The organism is Rhizobium sp. CAU 1783 (genome assembly GCF_054551725.1).
In genome coordinates this window covers 575,349-591,711 of sequence record NZ_JBTOLM010000001.1, presented here as the reverse complement: position 1 = coordinate 591,711, position 16,363 = coordinate 575,349, and the positions used below count along the sequence as shown (strand labels likewise).

The 16,363-nt window shown below is 63.6% G+C and carries 10 protein-coding genes; 5 read left to right on the top strand and 5 right to left on the bottom strand.

The features are described from left to right. Positions 1-17 precede the first annotated feature (17 nt). A complete protein-coding gene (locus tag ACX93L_RS02620; protein WP_459403390.1) occupies positions 18-761 on the top strand; it encodes an SDR family oxidoreductase in 744 nt (247 codons plus the stop codon). Positions 762-948: 187 nt separating this feature from the next. Next, positions 949-1,245, top strand: coding sequence for an antibiotic biosynthesis monooxygenase (locus ACX93L_RS02615; protein WP_459403389.1), 297 nt, complete (start codon positions 949-951; stop codon positions 1,243-1,245). A gap of 242 nt (positions 1,246-1,487) precedes the next feature. On the opposite strand, the gene ACX93L_RS02610 is transcribed toward ACX93L_RS02615, so the two are convergent. Further along, entirely contained in the window at positions 1,488-5,807 is a 4,320-nt protein-coding gene (locus tag ACX93L_RS02610; RefSeq protein ID WP_459403388.1) for a beta strand repeat-containing protein, read from the bottom strand. An 802-nt stretch (positions 5,808-6,609) separates the two neighbouring features. Here ACX93L_RS02610 and ACX93L_RS02605 point away from each other — a divergent pair. From ACX93L_RS02605 to galE, 3 genes are all read left to right on the top strand, one after another. Further along, positions 6,610-8,649 (top strand): O-linked N-acetylglucosamine transferase, SPINDLY family protein, encoded by a 2,040-nt coding sequence (locus ACX93L_RS02605; RefSeq protein ID WP_459403387.1) that lies wholly within the window; start codon positions 6,610-6,612, stop codon positions 8,647-8,649. Positions 8,650-8,740: 91 nt separating this feature from the next. Beyond that, the gene (gene glf, locus ACX93L_RS02600) at positions 8,741-9,898 is read left to right on the top strand and encodes a UDP-galactopyranose mutase (RefSeq protein ID WP_459403386.1); all 1,158 of its coding nucleotides are present in this window, start codon (positions 8,741-8,743) and stop codon (positions 9,896-9,898) included. A gap of 94 nt (positions 9,899-9,992) precedes the next feature. Continuing rightward, positions 9,993-10,979, top strand: coding sequence for a UDP-glucose 4-epimerase GalE (gene galE / locus ACX93L_RS02595; RefSeq protein ID WP_459403385.1), 987 nt, complete (start codon positions 9,993-9,995; stop codon positions 10,977-10,979). Positions 10,980-11,052: 73 nt separating this feature from the next. Here the strand turns inward: galE and ACX93L_RS02590 are convergent, their stop codons facing one another. From ACX93L_RS02590 to ACX93L_RS02575, 4 genes are all read right to left on the bottom strand, one after another. Next, positions 11,053-12,393, bottom strand: coding sequence for a GumC family protein (locus tag ACX93L_RS02590; protein WP_459403384.1), 1,341 nt, complete (start codon positions 12,391-12,393; stop codon positions 11,053-11,055). A gap of 358 nt (positions 12,394-12,751) precedes the next feature. Then, a complete protein-coding gene (locus tag ACX93L_RS02585; protein ID WP_459403383.1) occupies positions 12,752-13,831 on the bottom strand; it encodes a glycoside hydrolase family 5 protein in 1,080 nt (359 codons plus the stop codon). A gap of 13 nt (positions 13,832-13,844) precedes the next feature. Further along, positions 13,845-14,900: an acyltransferase family protein gene (locus ACX93L_RS02580; RefSeq protein WP_459403382.1), complete on the bottom strand. Its 1,056-nt coding sequence runs from the start codon at positions 14,898-14,900 to the stop codon at positions 13,845-13,847. 76 nt (positions 14,901-14,976) lie between these two features. Continuing rightward, the gene (locus ACX93L_RS02575) at positions 14,977-16,158 is read right to left on the bottom strand and encodes a hypothetical protein (protein WP_459403381.1); all 1,182 of its coding nucleotides are present in this window, start codon (positions 16,156-16,158) and stop codon (positions 14,977-14,979) included. Positions 16,159-16,363: the final 205 nt, after the last annotated feature.

Here is a 16,363-nt window from a genome sequence, read left to right as displayed (position 1 = left end):
GTCAAAGGAGACGAACCATGAAGACCATCTTGATTACCGGCACCTCATCAGGCTACGGCCTGGAAACCGCACGCCACTTCCTCGCCCGCCAGTGGAATGTCATTGCGACCATGCGGAACCCGAGGGAAGGCCTTCTGCCGGCCGCACCGAACCTGCGTCTGCTTGCGCTCGACGTCACGGACGAAGACAGCATCGCCGCGGCCGTCGAGGCAGCGGGTCCGATCGACGTGCTGGTCAACAATGCCGGCATCGGCGTCGTCGGCGCCTTCGAAGCGACTCCGATGGCCCATGTGCGGAAGATCTTCGACACCAATACCTTCGGCACCATGGCCATGGCGCAGGCCGTGATCCCCGGCATGCGCGAGCGTCGCTCGGGCGTGATCGTCAACGTCACGTCGAGCGTTACGCTGGCCCCAATGCCGCTCGCGGCGGCCTATACCGCGAGCAAGCAGGCCATCGAAGGCTTCACCGGCTCCCTCTCCCACGAACTCGCCCACTTCAACATCGGCGTGAAGCTGGTTGAGCCCGGATACGCGCCAACGACCCGATTTGCCCAAAACACCTCGGTGCGCGTCGAAGATCTCATCCCCGAAGCATACGCCGACTTTGCCGCTCCCATCTTCGCAGCATTCGCGGATCCGGCCCTTACCACCCGCGAAACCGACGTCGCAGAGGCGATCTGGGCCGCGGCGAACGACCTGACAGGAAAGCTCCGTTTTCCGGCTGGCGCAGACGCAATTGCACTGGCCAGGGCGGCGTAGGATCCGACCCCGTCCCGCCTTCCCGACGCGGCCGCCCGCTGTGCAGACTTTACTTCTGCTGAGTTCTGCATTGTGCTAAATTAGCACAACGCAGAACCCCTGCAGCGATACTCATGGTTTGCTGCCCAACTCCTGGGCCTGCCGATCGAATGCATTCAAGTCACCACCCCACGGGCCGGAGGCAACAATGACCGCGTTCAACATCGTCCGCTTCAAGATCAAGCCGGGCATGGAGGAGACCTTTCTCGCTGCCCACAAGAACATTGCCGGCGATTGGGCCGGCCTGCGCCATGCCAATATCGTCAGGACCGGCGAAGGCCGATACTGCATCGTCGCAGAATGGGACGACATGGACGTGCTCGCCGCCGCTCGGCCCCTGATGATCGCCACGCTCGACACTTTTCGGGATACGCTGATGGATCTCGGAGAAGGGCTCGGCGTTACCGACGCCGTTTCGGGACCCGTCGTATTGGCAGCCAAGTAGGTTGAAGCGCAGCGCAACCGCCAGGCCGGATTGGTCGATGGCTATGGCGCACGGCGCAGATTGCCCTCAGCGCAACCAAGGCCTCCCCCGCCGAGGCTGTTTCCCGGCTGGGAAGTCGCATCCCTCCCCTTGGGCGCTATGAGGAGCCTTACCCATACGAAGACGGCACCCCTCGAAAGGGTCGCCGCGATTTCTGGTGTCGACGTCAGGTGACGTGGCGGCGGGTTGCCCCGCCACCGGCATCAGATCGCCGTATAGCGTGCGATGATGGCAGCGGTCTGCTCGTCGTTCATCGCCTGAACCTGTGCAGTCGTGATCGCCTGGATCTGCGCAGTCGTCAGGGCAGCGATGTCACCGCTCGCCAGGCCGGCAATGGCCTTCGAGCTGATCGCCGCGATGTCGGCCGTGGAGAAGAGAACCAGGTCTGCCGTTGCCAGTGCGGCAATCGCTTCGGAACCGAGGGCCGCAACCTGCAGCGAGGTCAGAGCTTCGACCTGACCGGTGCTCATCGCATCGATCTGGGCCGTGGTCATCGCACCTACCGCCTTGACGGAGAGTGCAGCAACCTGAGCCGTCGTCAGGACAGCGACGTTTGCGGTGCTGAGCGATGCGACCTGCGTCGAGGTCAGCGCGGCAGCCTGGGCCGTGCTGAGGCCCGCGACCAGCGTGGTCGTCAGAGCGCCGACCTGGGTCGAGCTCAGCAGGGCAACCTGAGCGGAGCTCAGACCTGCCAGCTGTGCCGTCGTCAGGGCTGCGACGTTCGCGGTCGACAGACCGGCGATGGCCTTCGTGCTGATCGCCGCGATATCCGTCGAGGCGAAGGTGGCCAGATCATCGGTGCCGAGGGCGGCGATTGCTGCCGAACCCATGGCGCCGATCTGAGCCGTCGTGAGCGCACCGACCTGGGTGGTCGTCAGAGCGCCGACCTGGGCCGAGCTGAGGACGCCGACCTGAGCGGAGGTGAGACCCGCCATCTGTGCCGTGGTGAGCGCTGCGACATTCGCGGTGCTCAGAGCAGCGACCTGGCTGGTGGTCAGCAGACCGATCTGCGTCGAAGTCAGGGCACCGAACTGGGTCGTTGTCAGGGCACCGATCTGGGCAGAGGTCAAAGCACCGATCTGCGTCGAGGTCAGGCCACCGATCTGTGCGGTGGTCAGGGCAGCGACGTTCGTGGTCGACAGGGCGGCAAGTGCCTTGGCGCTGATCGCGGCGATGTCCGTCGCGCTGAAGGTTGCCAGATCATCGGTACCGAGCTGCGAGATCGCTGCGGAGCCGAGTGCAGCGATCTGCGTCGTGCTCATCGCATCGATCTGAGCCGTGCCGAGGGCGGCGAACTGCGTCGAGGACAGACCGGCGACCTGTGCGGTCGTCAGGGCCGCTATCTGAGCGGTGCCCAGAGCTGCGACGGCAGTGGTCGAAAGACCGGCGATCGCCTTGGCATTGATCGCGGCGATGTCCGCGGTCGAGAACAGCGCCAGATCGTCCGTGCCGAGAGCGGCCAGGTCTTCGGAACCGAGCGCGGCAACCTGTGCCGGGGTCAGCGCCTGGGCCTGAGCCGTGGTCAGGGCAGTGAACTGCGCAGTCGTCAGGGCGCCGACAGCCTTGGAGCTGAGAGCAGCAACCTGTGCAGTCGTCAGGACGGCGACATTGGCGGTGCTGAGAGCGGCAACCTGGGTCGAGCTGAGGGCTGCAACCTGCGTCGTGCTGAGGGCCGCGGCCAACGTGGTCGTCAGTGCGCCGATCTGTGTCGAGCTCAGAGCTGCGACCTGTGCCGAGGTCAGGCCACCAAGCTGGGCAGTGGTGAGCGCTGCAACAGCGGCGGTCGAAAGACCTGCCAGTGCCTTGGAGTTGATCGCGGCGATATCGGCCGAGTCGAAGGTCGCGATGTCATCCGTGCCGAGAGCGGCGAGCGAGGTCGAGCTCAGGGTTGCAAGCTGACCGGTGGTCAATGCGGCAACCTGGGTCGTCGAAAGCGCACCGACCTGAGCAGAAGTCATGGCACCCAAAGCCTTGGAGCTCAGTGCTGCGACCTGACCGGTGGTCAGGGCCGCAACCGCAGCGGTGCTGAATGCGGCAACCTGGGTCGAGGTCAGGGCAGCGACCTGCGTCGTGGTGAACGCGGCGACCTGGGTCGTCGTGAGAGCGGCGACCTGGGTCGAGGTCAGGGCAGCAACCTGTGCCGAAGTCAGCGCCGCAACCTGGGTCGCGTCGAACGAACCGATGGCGGCGGTGGTCAGGCCGGCAATCGCCTTGGCGTTGAGGGCGGCGATATCGGTCGACGAGAACGTGTCGATATCGTCAGCCATCAGGGCGCCGAGCTGAACGGAGGTCAGTGCGGCGAGCTGCGTGGTGCCGAAACCATTGATCTGTCCGGTATTGAAGACATCGATCTGGGTCGAGGTGAAACCGGAGATCGCCTTGGCAGTCAGGCTTCCGAGCTGCGTCGTCGTCATGTTCTGGAGCTGCGTGGTCGTAAGCGCAGCAGCCTGGGTCGAGGTCAGGGCCGCGACCTGCGTGGTCGTCAGCGCAGCCACCGCAGTGGTGGTGAGTGCCTGAATCTGGCCGGAGGTGAGAGCGGCGACCTGCGCGGAACCGAGGCCAGCGAGCTGGGTGGACGTCAGCGTTGCCACGTTGGCGGTCGAGAGACCGACGAGTGCCTTGGCGCTGATCGCGGCGAGATCTGTCGACGACAACGTAGCGACGTCGTCCGTGCCGAGGCTTGCGATTGCCGCAGAGCTCAGCGCACCGATCTGTGTGGAGCTGAAGGCCGCGAACTGCGTGGAGGTCAGGGCGCCGAACTGGGCTGACGTCAGGGCAGCGACCTGGCTGGTGGTCAGGACGGCAACCTGCGCGGTGGTCAGAGCGGCCACGGCTGCGGTCGAGAGACCGGCAACCGCCTTGGAATTGATCGCGGCGATATCGTCCGTCGAGAAGAGGGCGATGTCGTCCGTACCGAGAGCGGCCAGGTCTTCGGAACCGAGTGCTGCGACCTGGGCCGGGCTCAGAGCCTGGGCCTGGGCCGTTGTCAGGGCGGTGAACTGGGCAGTGGTCAGGGCACCGACGGCCTTGGAGCTGAGAGCGGCGATCTGGCCGGTCGTCAGGACAGCGACGTTGGCCGTGCTGATCGCGGTAACCTGGGTCGAGCTCAGGGCTGCGACCTGCGTGGTGGTGAGTGCAGCAGCTTGCGTCGTCGTCAGCGCACCGATCTGGGTCGAGCTGAGGGCTGCAACCTGGGCGGAGGACAGGCCACCGAGCTGGGCGGTCGTCAGGGCAGCAACGGCAGTGGTCGTGAGACCGGCAAGCGACTTGGCATTGATCGCGGCAATATCGGCCGAATCGAAGGTCGCGATATCGTCCGTGCCGAGAGCGGCGAGCGAAGTCGAGCTCAGGGTTGCGAGCTGACCGGTGGTCAGGGCGGCAACCTGGGTCGTCGACAGTGCGCCGACCTGGGCAGAGGTCAGTGCTGCGACTGCCTTGGAGCTCAGTGCACCGACCTGACCGGTGGTGAGAGCGGCGACGGCAGCGGTGCTAAGGCCGGCAACCTGGGTGGAGCTGAGAGCAGCGACCTGCGTCGTGCTGAGAGCCGCGACCTGCGTGGTGGTCATGGCGCCAAGCTGCGCAGAGGTAAGCGCAGCGAGCTGGGTAGAGGTCAGACCGCCGACCTGTGCAGTGCTGAGGGCTGCGACGGTGGCGGTTGCGAGACCAGCAACGGCCTTGGCGCCGATGGCAGCGATTTCAGTTGCGTCGAAGGTGGCGATGTCGTCCGTACCGAGGGCACCGATAGCAGCGGAGCCGAGCGTGCCGATCTGGGCCGTCGTGAACCCGGCGACCTGCGTCGTGGAAAGAGCGCCGATCTGGGCGGTCGTCAGTGCAGCGACTGCCTTGGAGCTGAGAGCGCCGATCTGGGCCGTCGTCAGGACGGCGACATTGGCCGTGGAGAGACCAGCAACCTGGGTCGAGCTGAGCGCTGCGACCTGGGCGGTCGAAAGAGCGGCGACCTGGGTGGTCGTCATGGCGCCGAGCTGGGTCGAGGTAAGGCCGGCGACCTGCGTCGAGGTCAGGCCTGCGAGCTGGGCGGTGGTGAGCGCAGCGACATTGGCGGTCGAGAGGCCGGAAAGGGCCTTGGAGCTGATCGCTGCGAGGTCCGTCGACGAGAAGGTCGCGATATCATCGGTGCCGAGGGCCGAGAGGGCCGAGGAGCCGAGAGCGGCGAGCTGGGTGGTGGTGAGGGCTGCAATCTGCGTGGTGGTCAGGGTGCCGATCTGGGTAGAGGAGAGCGCTGCGACCTGCGAGGTGCCCATTGCGCCGATCTTGGCGGCGTCGAGGACGGCAAGCTGGGTTGCGCTAAGACCGACAACCGCACTTGCGGAGACGGCGCTGAACTGGGTGGAGCTGAGCGCAGCGAGGTCGACCGTCTCAAGAGCGGCGACCTGCGTGGAGGAGAGCACCTTGATCTGGTCGGACGAAAGCGCCGCCATGTCTTCGGTGTCGAGAGCAACGATGGATGCCGTGGAAAGAGCTTTGACCTGATTGGCGGTCAGTGAAGAAATGATCGAGACCATAAACGCGCGCCTTTAACGTTTGCGAATTGCAGATGTCATTCCCCTGCCGGCGCGAAACGAAAGGCTCCAGGGCCTTCCCCCGCGACCTCAGGTGCATCCTGCACCTGCTGGCGGTATTTACCCGTCGGACATGCCATCATCGGCTTCGACCATTCGGGCGTCCTGGCGGACACAAATAACATGAGGTGGAACATGGCTCGCGAGAGCCGAACGCGGGAAGGCATCATGCATTCAGAGCGCGAACAGGCTCTGATTCCTACGCTTGCAGCGATGAAGATCTTGCCACAGCAAGACGTAATCACCAAGATCTGCCCCGACACACTCGAATGTCGCAACTTCGGCAGATGACTTGCGCTGATGTTTGTCTGGAAGGTTCTAATTTTTGGTTAACGGCAGGTCCCGAGAGTTGTAAATTGGGATAGGCAATCGCAAGAACTCTGCGTCGCCGAAAAGACCGGCGCACCACAAATCTGTACCGGCAAAGTAAAGACATTCCAAGGCCAAGCAGAAACCCCACAATTTCTGGGGAGGCCGCCAAACCGCATTAACGGCGGGTTAAGGCTTGCCACGTTTTGCGTCTTCATCCGACGCCAGTAGCCACGCCCCTACCGAGGAATTGACGGCATCGACAACGCCCCCCTTCTCCATGACCAGTGAGCAGCGGCGGGCTTCGCGACAAACGGCCCGGTGCGCGCAATGAGGCAAGCCCAAAGCAAGCTAGCACCTTTAGGGAGTGCGATAGCGTAGTTGCGTTCGTTTCAACTCGAGCCGTCAGGCCCCAAGTCGTGGAATGTCCTTGGTCATGAATAATATGTTCGCCTCAGACAGCATTGCGCTGTTCGCCTCCCTGCTGGAAAGGGCGCGAAACCAGCAATTGCCCCTCACCGAGCTGTTTCAGGTTGCCGAGACGCTGAGCGCCTCAGGTCAGAAGGCGCTTGCGGCCGAACTCTACAAGGTCTGGATCGCCTTCAACGAGGCGAGCCCCTTCCTGCATATCGTCTACTTCAACTATTCGGTGACGCTCCGGCAGATGGACGACATCCCCGGATCGATCCACGCGCTGCGCGCCTGCCTGAAGCTCAATCCCGATTTTGCCCAGGCGCACATCAATCTCGGCCGCGCCTACGAGGATTGCGGTCTCAATCTCCAGGCGATCCAGCAGTGGCGCACCTATGTGGACGCAACCGGCGACATCACCCCGGACCGGACCAGCCACCGCCTGATGACCCTCCAGCACATCGGCCGCGTCATGGAAGGCGCGGGCCTGCTCGAAGAAGCCGAGACCGCTCTCTGGCAGGCGATCGAGCTGCGTCCCGACAAGCCCGAATCCGGCCAGCATTGGCTGTCGCTTCGCCAGCACCAGTGCAAGTGGCCGATCATCGTCACTTCGGAACACGTGACCGGCCGGCAACTGGTTGACGCCATGTCTCCCCTGCCCCTCGGCTGCTACTCGGACGACCCGCTCTTCCAGCTGGCCAAGGCGAGCCGCTACATCAAGACCCTGGTCGGTCGCCCCGATCTCAGCGAATTCCCCCGCAAGGCCCCGCGCCAGAAGACCGGCACCGGGGAACGGCTGCGCATCGGTTATGTCTCGTCCGACCTGCGCGACCACGCCGTCGGATTCGCGTTGCGCGAGGTGCTCGAGCTTCATGACAAGGAAAGCGTCGAGATCTACGCCTATTATTGCGGCGAACCGCGCGTGAATGATGCCACGCAGGAACGTATCAAGCAGGCCGTGGATTGCTGGCGCGACATCGCGGCGATCGACGACGTTGCCGCGGCCCGACAGATCTCCGCCGACGAGATCGACATCCTGGTCGACGTCAACGGCTTCACCAAGCATGCCCGCACCAAGATCTTCGCCTACCGGCCGGCGCCGGTGAATGTCAGCTTCTGCGGTTATCCGGGCTCCATGGGCAGCCCCTTCCACCAGTACCTGATCGCCGACGAACAGATCGTCCCGCCGGAGACCGAGCTCTACTATTCGGAACGCGTCCTGCGCATCCCCTGCAACCAGCCGATCGACCGCAAGCGCGTCATCGCCGCCCCGCCGTCCCGGACGGAAGCCGGCCTGCCGGAGAATGCCTTCGTCTTTGCCTGCTTCAACGGCATGCAGAAAACCACCGCCGCCTGCTTTGCCCGCTGGATGGAGATCCTTGCGGCAACGCCGGGCAGCGTGCTGTGGCTGCTCGCCGGCGCCGAAGCCGTCAATCAGCGTCTGCGCGACACGGCCGCCCGCTACGGGGTCGAGCCTGAACGCCTGATCTTCGCGCCCAAGGCCGCGAACGCCCATCACCTGGCACGGATAGGCCTCGCCGACCTGTTCCTCGACACCTTCCCCTACGGCGCGCACTCGACCGCCGCCGACGCGATCACCATGGGCCTGCCGGTGCTGACCGTGCCGGGCAAGACGTTTGCCTCGCGCTTCTGCAGCAGCATCGTGGCCGCAGCCGGAATCCCCGAACTGATCTGCGAAACGCCGGAAGAATACCGGGAAAAGGCGATCGCCTTCGCCAAGGATCGACCGAGCCTCGCAGCCGTCCGCGCCAGCCTCCAGAGCCAGCGCGAGACCAGCGTCCTGCGCGACATCCCGGCACTGGTCCGGCGCCTCGAGGAAGTGTTCTGGCAGATCCAGGGCGAATGCGAGCGCGGCGAGATGCCGGTCCCGGATCTCACCAACCTCGACGTCTACTACGAGATCGGTGCAGAACTGATGCTGGAGAACCACGAGTTCGAGGACGACGCCACCTATCGCCGTCGCTATCGGGAAAAGCTCGCCCGCTGGAACGACCATTCGCCGCTTCCCTTCGACAAGCGCCTCTGGACCAGGGAAGGCGCCTGAGGCCGGACGAAGGGAACCCGAACGACCGGCATGCGCGACGTGCCGGTCTTACGCGATGTGACGATGCAACGACGTACAGGATAAATCTGGAATGCACGCCAAGGGAACGATTGCAGTGGTGGGGGCCGGCCTTTCGGGGGCGGTGATCGGGCGCGAGCTTGCGGAAGACGGCTATCGTATCGAGGTCTTCGACACGAGAAGCCACATAGCCGGCAACTGCCACACCGAACGGGACGATGAAACCGGCGTGATGGTTCATGTCTACGGACCGCACATCTTCCACACGGACGACGCGGAAGTCTGGGACTACGTCAACCGCTTCGAGACCTTCCTACCCTACAAGAACCGGGTGAAGACGACGAGCAAGGGCCAGGTCTTCTCGCTGCCGGTCAACTTGCACACCATCAACCAGTTCTTCGGCAAGACCTTCCGGCCGGACGAGGCGAAGGCTTTCATCGAGGAGCAGTCCGACAAGACGATCGCCGATCCCCAGACCTTCGAGGAGCAGGCACTGCGTTTCGTCGGCAAGGACCTCTACGAGGCCTTCTTCAAGGGCTATACGCAGAAGCAATGGGGTTGCTCGCCGACCGAACTGCCGGCCTCGATCCTCAAGCGCCTTCCCGTCCGCTTCAACTACGACGACAACTATTTCTTCCACAAGTTCCAGGGCATGCCGGAAAACGGCTACACCGACATGATCGGCCGCATCCTCGATCATCCCTCGATCACCGTGCATCTCGAAACCCGCTTTAGCCGCGACCGGAACAGGGAGTTTGCCCACGTCTTCTATTCGGGTCCGCTGGACGGCTATTTCGACTACCAGAGCGGCCAGCTCGGCTATCGCACGCTCGATTTCGAGCGTTTCACCTATGACGGCGACTACCAGGGTTGCGCGGTGATGAATTACGGCGACGTTTCCGTCCCCTTCACCCGCATCACCGAGCACAAGCACTTCTCCCCCTGGGAGGACCATGCCGGCTCGGTTTGCTACCGCGAATTCTCGCGCGAATGCGGCCGCGACGACATCCCCTACTACCCGATCCGTCTGGTGAAGGAGAAGGAACAGCTCGCCGAATACGTCGCCCGCGCCGAGAAAGAGGACTCGATCACCTTCGTCGGCCGCCTCGGAACCTACCGCTACCTCGACATGGACGTGACGATCCGCGAAGCGCTCGACACGGCTCGGCTCTATCGGGCGAAAACCGCCGAAGGCGCCACCATGCCGACATTCTTGCATGCACCTGTGTAAGGCAACCATGGCCGCCCGGACGGACGATTCGACCCTCAAGGTCCGTCTTGCGCCGGTGCCGGCCTGCCCGACCAACGCTCGCCCAAGGTGACCCATGAGCAATGAGACCATCCTTGTCGTCGGCGGTGCCGGCTATATCGGCTCCCACACCTGCCTCGCGCTTGCCGAGAAAGGCTATCAGCCGCTCGTCTACGACAACTTCTCCAGTGGCCACCGCGAATTCGTCAAATGGGGACCGTCCGAGGACGGCGACATACGCGACCGCGACCGGCTGCGCGAGGTCCTGGCGAAGCATAAGCCCGTGGCGGCCCTGCATTTCGCCGGCCTGATCGAGGTCGGCCAGTCTTTCAAGGAGCCGGAAGCCTTCTACGACGCCAATGTCGGCGGCTCGCTGACCCTTCTGCAGGCGCTGATGGAAGCTGACATCCGGTCCTTCGTCTTCTCCTCGACCTGCGCCACCTACGGCAAGCCCGAATACCTGCCGCTCGACGAGCGCCATCCGCAGAGCCCGATCAATCCTTACGGACGCACCAAGCACATCGTCGAGCAGGCCCTCCACGACTTCGACCTGTGCGGTCGGATGCGCTCCGTCATGCTGCGCTACTTCAACGCCGCCGGCGCCGATTTCGAAGGGCGGATCGGTGAATGGCACACGCCCGAGACGCACGCGATCCCACTGGCTATCGACGCGGCACTCGGCCGCCGCGCGGTCTTCTCGGTGTTCGGCGAGGACTACGACACCCGCGACGGCACCTGCATCCGCGATTACATCCACGTCAACGATCTCGCCGACGCCCATGTCCGTGCACTCGAATACCTGATGAATGGCGGCGAGACCGTCGCGATCAATCTCGGCACCGGGACCGGCACCAGCGTCAACGAGCTGATCGGGGCGATTGAAAACGTCTCCGGCCGCCCGCTGCCGGTCGCGCGGACAGAACGTCGCCCGGGCGATCCGCCGATGCTGGTCGCCAACAACGAGAAGGCGCGCAGCGTTCTGAGCTGGGAACCGAAACACGGCATCGACGACATCATCCGTTCTGCCTGGAACTGGCATTCACGGTTCAACGGACACGCATGACGACCGTCGCGATAAGCACGGTGCTCGACAAGATCCGGGTTGTGCGATTTTCCGCGCCGTCAGGTGGAAACCGTCACCGCGTCCGCAGATAGAGTGCCCGTCCGACCGCAGCGAGCACCGCAAGGCCGAAACCGAACACGGCACCGCCGAAGACGCCGGCCAGGAACAGGATCTTGCGGCTCGGGCCGTCGGGCGCCTGGGCCGGGACGGCCTGCGAGACGATCCGGACATTGCTCTCGTAGAGGTTCTTCTGCGCGGCGGTCTCTTCCGTGCGCTTCAGCACTGCCTCGTAGATATCGCGCGCCGCCTTGGCCTTGCGTTCCAGTTCGCTGAGCTCGATCAGGCTGCTCGAACTCGTCGCCTGGCTCGCCTTCTGGATATTGATCTGCTTCAGGAGGTCCGCCTCTTCCCTCTGCGCCGCCTGATAGGCGCTGCGGGAGGCGGCCACCATGCGGCTGAGCTCCCCACTGATCTGGTTCTTGATGTCGCCGAGCGAGGCCTGGGCGGCCTGGAGCTGCGGATGACGCGATCCGAGGCGCTGGGTGAGGCTGCTCACATTGGCAGACTGGGTGGCATACTGGTTCCTGAGATCCGCCAGTGTGCGCGAGGCATTGACGTTGCTCGGATCGGCGACCAGCACGTTCCCGATGTCGAGTTTGGATACGGTGTCGAGCTGGGCCTTGGCCGCAATCGTCTTGTGTTGCGCCGCGACGAGCAACTCGTCGAGCGACTGGAGGCGCGTATCGGCGATCATGTCGCCGCCCACCGAATAGAGATCGTTCTTGGCGCGATAGTCGCGGGCAGCGGCTTCCGCATCGATGACCGCCTGCCGAAGCGCGCCGAGCCGCTGCGACAGCCCTTCATTGGCCGTCTCGTAGCTGCTTTCGGCGTTGAAGCGGGCATCCTTGAGATAGGCCGTCACCAGCGCATTGGCGATATCGGCCGCCTTGTGCGGCTCGCCGGCCTTCACCTTGATCTGGAAGATGAAGGTGCCGTCCTGACGGCTTACCTCGATACGCTTCACCAGCGTTGCGAGCACCGTGTTGAAGTCGACGGCGGGATCTCCGGAGAGCTTTCCGAGGAATTCCGGATCGGCGCCGAGCTTCAGGTTCTTGGCGACGTCCTCCAGCACCGAGTAGGAGGTGATGATGCGCGTCTGACTGTCGATGGTCGCATTGAACACCTCCGACGAGATCACCTTCTCCTCGCTGACGACGTCGACCGCGAACTTTTGCGGATCGAAGTAGAGCGTCGCGGCGGCACTGTAGACCTTGGGCAGCAGAGAGGTCAGCGCACCGCCGACCAGCGCGAAGACCACTGCACCGGCAAGGACGGGCGTCCGATAGCGCCAGGCGGACGAAAGCACGAAGGCAAGGTCGAAGACGAAAGGTTCTTCACGGTTGGCCGGCCGCATGGTGCCAGGCGGCGGGCAGTCGGCCGGCCCCTCAGGATGGCAAGGTTCGGACGATCGCGACGGTTCGCCCGACGACCCGGTTCCCAAGGGGGCGGAGGAAGTCCGCTGTGCGGCAGCGTCATCCCTGGGCGCGCCGAGATAGCGACGCACACCGCAGTTCTTCCTGTCCTCCGGCTCTGAGAAATAATCGCCCACGCGTCTACAATCCGATGTCTGGCCGATATCCGGCCGAGTTGGTCGTCAGCTCCCGCTCCTTAGACAACTGCAGTCCCATGACGACATGGCACGGCACTTCGCCGAATCAATCGCGAGAGATCGGTTCCTGAACAAACCTTGAAACTTTATCGTTAATGAAGTCTTAGCCCCGACCCGGAATGACCGCGCAGGCCCCTGCCCCGGATCCTTTTGCCGAGAGTGCCGACTTGAGCGCCGAAAGCTGCTTGCGGTCGCCCTTGGCGGTCGGCTGGATGTTGTTGCCCTCGGTCGGCGGCCACCAGTCGCCGCCCGCCCAGTAGGTCCAGCCGAGCCAGACGTCGGAATCCGCACCGACCCGATCCGCCATTTTTTCGATCCCGGCGAGGCAGGCAGCCTCAGACGAACCGCCGAATTCGCCGAGGAAAGCCTTTTTCCCGTGTTTGCGCAGCCAGGCGGAAAGGTCGCCGATGGCCGCGACCGCCTTGTCGGCGTTGACGCAGGCCTCGTGCGTACCGGAGAAATCGGCGTCCATGTACTGATGGACCTCGAAGGCAAAGTTGTCGCCCGGATCCTTGACGCCGAGCATGACCTCGCTGTTCGCGCCCTGGCCGAGATCCGACTGCCAGCTCGCCACACCGCTCCAGTAGGTGCCCGGAACGAGGACGAGATTGCCCGCCTTCACCGCCCGGATGCCGGCAATCGCCAGATTGGCGGCATCAAGCCAGTCGCGCGGGGCGATGTCGTGGGGCTCGTTCATCAGGCCGAAGACGACGCCCTCCTCGCTGGCGAACTCCGCCGCCAGCCGGATCCAGAAATCGGCAAACAGCCGGGGCGGCAGGTCGCCTGAACCGAGCTTCAAATCGGCGTAATAACCGAAATTGTGCGGATCGAGGATCACCGTCTGACCGAGCCCGCGAAAGCTCGCCACGCTAGCCTTCAGCCGCTCCAGTTCGATTGCGTCGAACGGCTGGCCAAGGCTGGGCTGCAATCGCTCCCAGCGGAACGGAAGCCGGACCGTATCGAACCCCTTGGACGCGAAATAACCGCGGGTGCGCTCGGACGGATAGGTGAAGTTCACCCCCTCCTGCCCGTTGGCATCGCCGTATTCGGCCCCGGAAATGTTGACCCCGCGGAAACAGAGGTCGCCGCTCCCGGCCCGGGCCGCCGCCGGGCCGAACCCGAGACCAAGCATCACGGCGATGGCAGCGGTCCGATGGAGTGAAGGCAGCCGGATCCGGATCATCGCTGTTGCACCGTCAGGCGGACTGCGCCGGCACCGTGCGGGTGCTGCGACTGAAACGGACCGACGCGAGCAGCCTGCCGACCGGAAGCTCGAACAGATAATAGCTCGCAAGCCCGATCAGCGAGGACGCGATCATCATCGCGACGACGAAGAGCACGTCGCTCTGCAGAATGGGCATCACCAGCGGATAGATCATCCGCATGCCGGCCAGCGTGAAGGCGTGGGTGAGGTAAATCGAATAGGAAGCGTCACCCAGCACCTGCAGCCAGTGGAGCGAGCGGCGCTCGCGGACCTCGACCGACGTGGCCGCATAGACGACCAGGATCGAGGGTATGCCGATGGTGAAGAACCGCGGAAGGTCGATCTCAAGAAAATCGAGATAGAGCAGCGCGGCGAAACCGAACAACGCCATCACGCCGGCCGCCGCGACCGGCAGGCGGTGTCCCGTCTTGTAGAGATGGCCGAGGACGGCGCCAGCGACGAATTCGAAGATGACCGAGTCCCCGTAGAAGCGCCCGACCGTGAGATCCGGCAGGACCAGCGTGCAAACGAGGAAGATCGCCGCGATCAACGCAACCAGCCCGGCAAGCCGGAGCTGTCGCGGCAGCAGAAGGCAGAAGCCGAACAGCAGGTAGAAGAACATCTCGAAATTCAGCGTCCAGCCCGGAACTATAACCGGCGCGATCATCCGGCCTTCGGGATCGGCGGGATTGATCCACGGCAGGAAGGCGAGCGAGGCGAGGATATGCGGCACGTCGAACTGGGTCGACTTCAGGATCTGCGGCATGACGAAGGCGACAGTTGCGGCAAACAGCGTCATCGCCCAGTAGAGCGGCACGATGCGCCGGATTCGGCGCCACCAGAAGTCCCCGACGCTCATCGGCTTGTCGCAGGTGGTGATCCACATGACGAAGCCGGAGAGCACGAAGAAGAGGTCGACGCCGCTCTTACCGAAAAGATAGCCGTTCAGCCACGCGTCCGGTGCCAGCTTCTGAAGCTGCAGGATCGCATGGAAGTAGACGACGAGAAGGGCGGCGATCGCCCTGATATATTGCAGTTGAACAAGCATATGGGTCGTCTGGCCGTAAGATCTACGAGGCGCCGGGCCTTTGGCGGACAATAGTCCGCCGCCCGCAGCGAGGTCTTCAATGATCGCCGGGCGAAGTTAATTTAGTCTCACCCTCCGACGACTTCATGAAGCCGACGAGAAGCCACAGCAGGGCACCGACCTTGATGGAGAAGATCGCGTTTCCGCCGATCATCATGTTCATGAAGATGAAGATGGCGAGCGCATAGGCGCAGCGCTTCTGGTCGTCGGTCAAGCCCGCCGGGTAGAAGGTCACGAAGGCCCAGAACACGACGAGGCCGAAGACCGTGCTGGCATTGATGATGTAGATATAGCCGCTGTCGGCGAAGCTGCCGACCTCGCGCACCTGGAGGGCGAGAAGCGAAACGAAGTCGAGTTCGAAAAAACCTTTCATCGTCAGGACGATACGCCCGTCGAGCGTGTCACCGGAGGCATCCGGCCTGAGGAAATAGACGAGCGCTCCGGCCAGGATCACCGCCGGCATGATCAGCGGGCGAAGCAGGTTGCTGAGCTTCGGGAAGACGAAGAAACCGGCAAGGCAGAGAAGCGAGAAGAGCAGCATGCTCCGCGAATCGTTGGTGAGCAGGATCAGCACGATGGTCGACAGCATCAGGACGATGTCGGATCGGCGAAGCCGCTTGAACCGGCTGACCAGATAGATGTCGAGGACGCCGGAAAAATTGGCGAGCGACACCTGCTCGAGAAAGACCGAAGCCGTGCGGTGATCGCTGAGGCCGAACGAAAAACGCCCCGGGATCTTGACCGCGTTCTGGAAGATCTTCGATCCGCCGAACGAGATCTGCTCCAGGCCGCGCGTATTGGAAAAATAGAGGGCCGGATAGAACAGGTCCTCGTAGATCTTGGTGAAGAAGATCTCGACGACCAGAACGGCAAGCACGACCATGCAGACGAAGCGGAAGACAAAGGCGACCGTCGCCTCGTCGGTCATGCGTCCGAGTTGGCAGAAGACCGCGATGATCAGCACGTTGCGCAGGAAATCGACGAACAGCATGCCGTTCGCCACCGACATGTAGACGGTGACGATGCTGAAGAAGCCGACCAGGAAGACGATCGACAGAGCCTGCTGGGTGAATCCGCGATAGAGCAGGTAGAGCAGCGAAATGCCGAGCAGGCCGATTTCGGCCAGCGCCACATGGGCAAAGCCGAGTGGCATGACATGGGCGTTGATGATCGCGAGCAGACCGTTGTAGAGGGCTGCCGCTGGCACGACGCCACGCACCAGCAGGCCTTCCCGCCCGGCGGTTCGGGCAAGGCCATGGGGCTCAGAAGTTTTCCATGCGCCAGCGTCCATGGATCAGCCATAGCCGACTCGTGCTCGAAGTTGAAGGAGAGCCCTTGACTAGGACTAGGACTGGGACTGGAGAGTGACACGGGGCCAGGACACAGAGCCGTTCTTTATTGCCCCAGACGAGTGACGCATACCT

Coding starts and splice junctions, on each gene's coding strand:
- ACX93L_RS02585 (WP_459403383.1), bottom strand. CDS start 13,831: ATGATCCGGATCCGGCTGCCTTCACTCCATCGGACCGCTGCCATCGCC.
- ACX93L_RS02615 (WP_459403389.1), top strand. CDS start 949: ATGACCGCGTTCAACATCGTCCGCTTCAAGATCAAGCCGGGCATGGAG.
- ACX93L_RS02620 (WP_459403390.1), top strand. CDS start 18: ATGAAGACCATCTTGATTACCGGCACCTCATCAGGCTACGGCCTGGAA.
- galE (WP_459403385.1), top strand. CDS start 9,993: ATGAGCAATGAGACCATCCTTGTCGTCGGCGGTGCCGGCTATATCGGC.
- ACX93L_RS02610 (WP_459403388.1), bottom strand. CDS start 5,807: ATGGTCTCGATCATTTCTTCACTGACCGCCAATCAGGTCAAAGCTCTT.
- glf (WP_459403386.1), top strand. CDS start 8,741: ATGCACGCCAAGGGAACGATTGCAGTGGTGGGGGCCGGCCTTTCGGGG.
- ACX93L_RS02580 (WP_459403382.1), bottom strand. CDS start 14,900: ATGCTTGTTCAACTGCAATATATCAGGGCGATCGCCGCCCTTCTCGTC.
- ACX93L_RS02605 (WP_459403387.1), top strand. CDS start 6,610: ATGAATAATATGTTCGCCTCAGACAGCATTGCGCTGTTCGCCTCCCTG.
- ACX93L_RS02590 (WP_459403384.1), bottom strand. CDS start 12,393: ATGCGGCCGGCCAACCGTGAAGAACCTTTCGTCTTCGACCTTGCCTTC.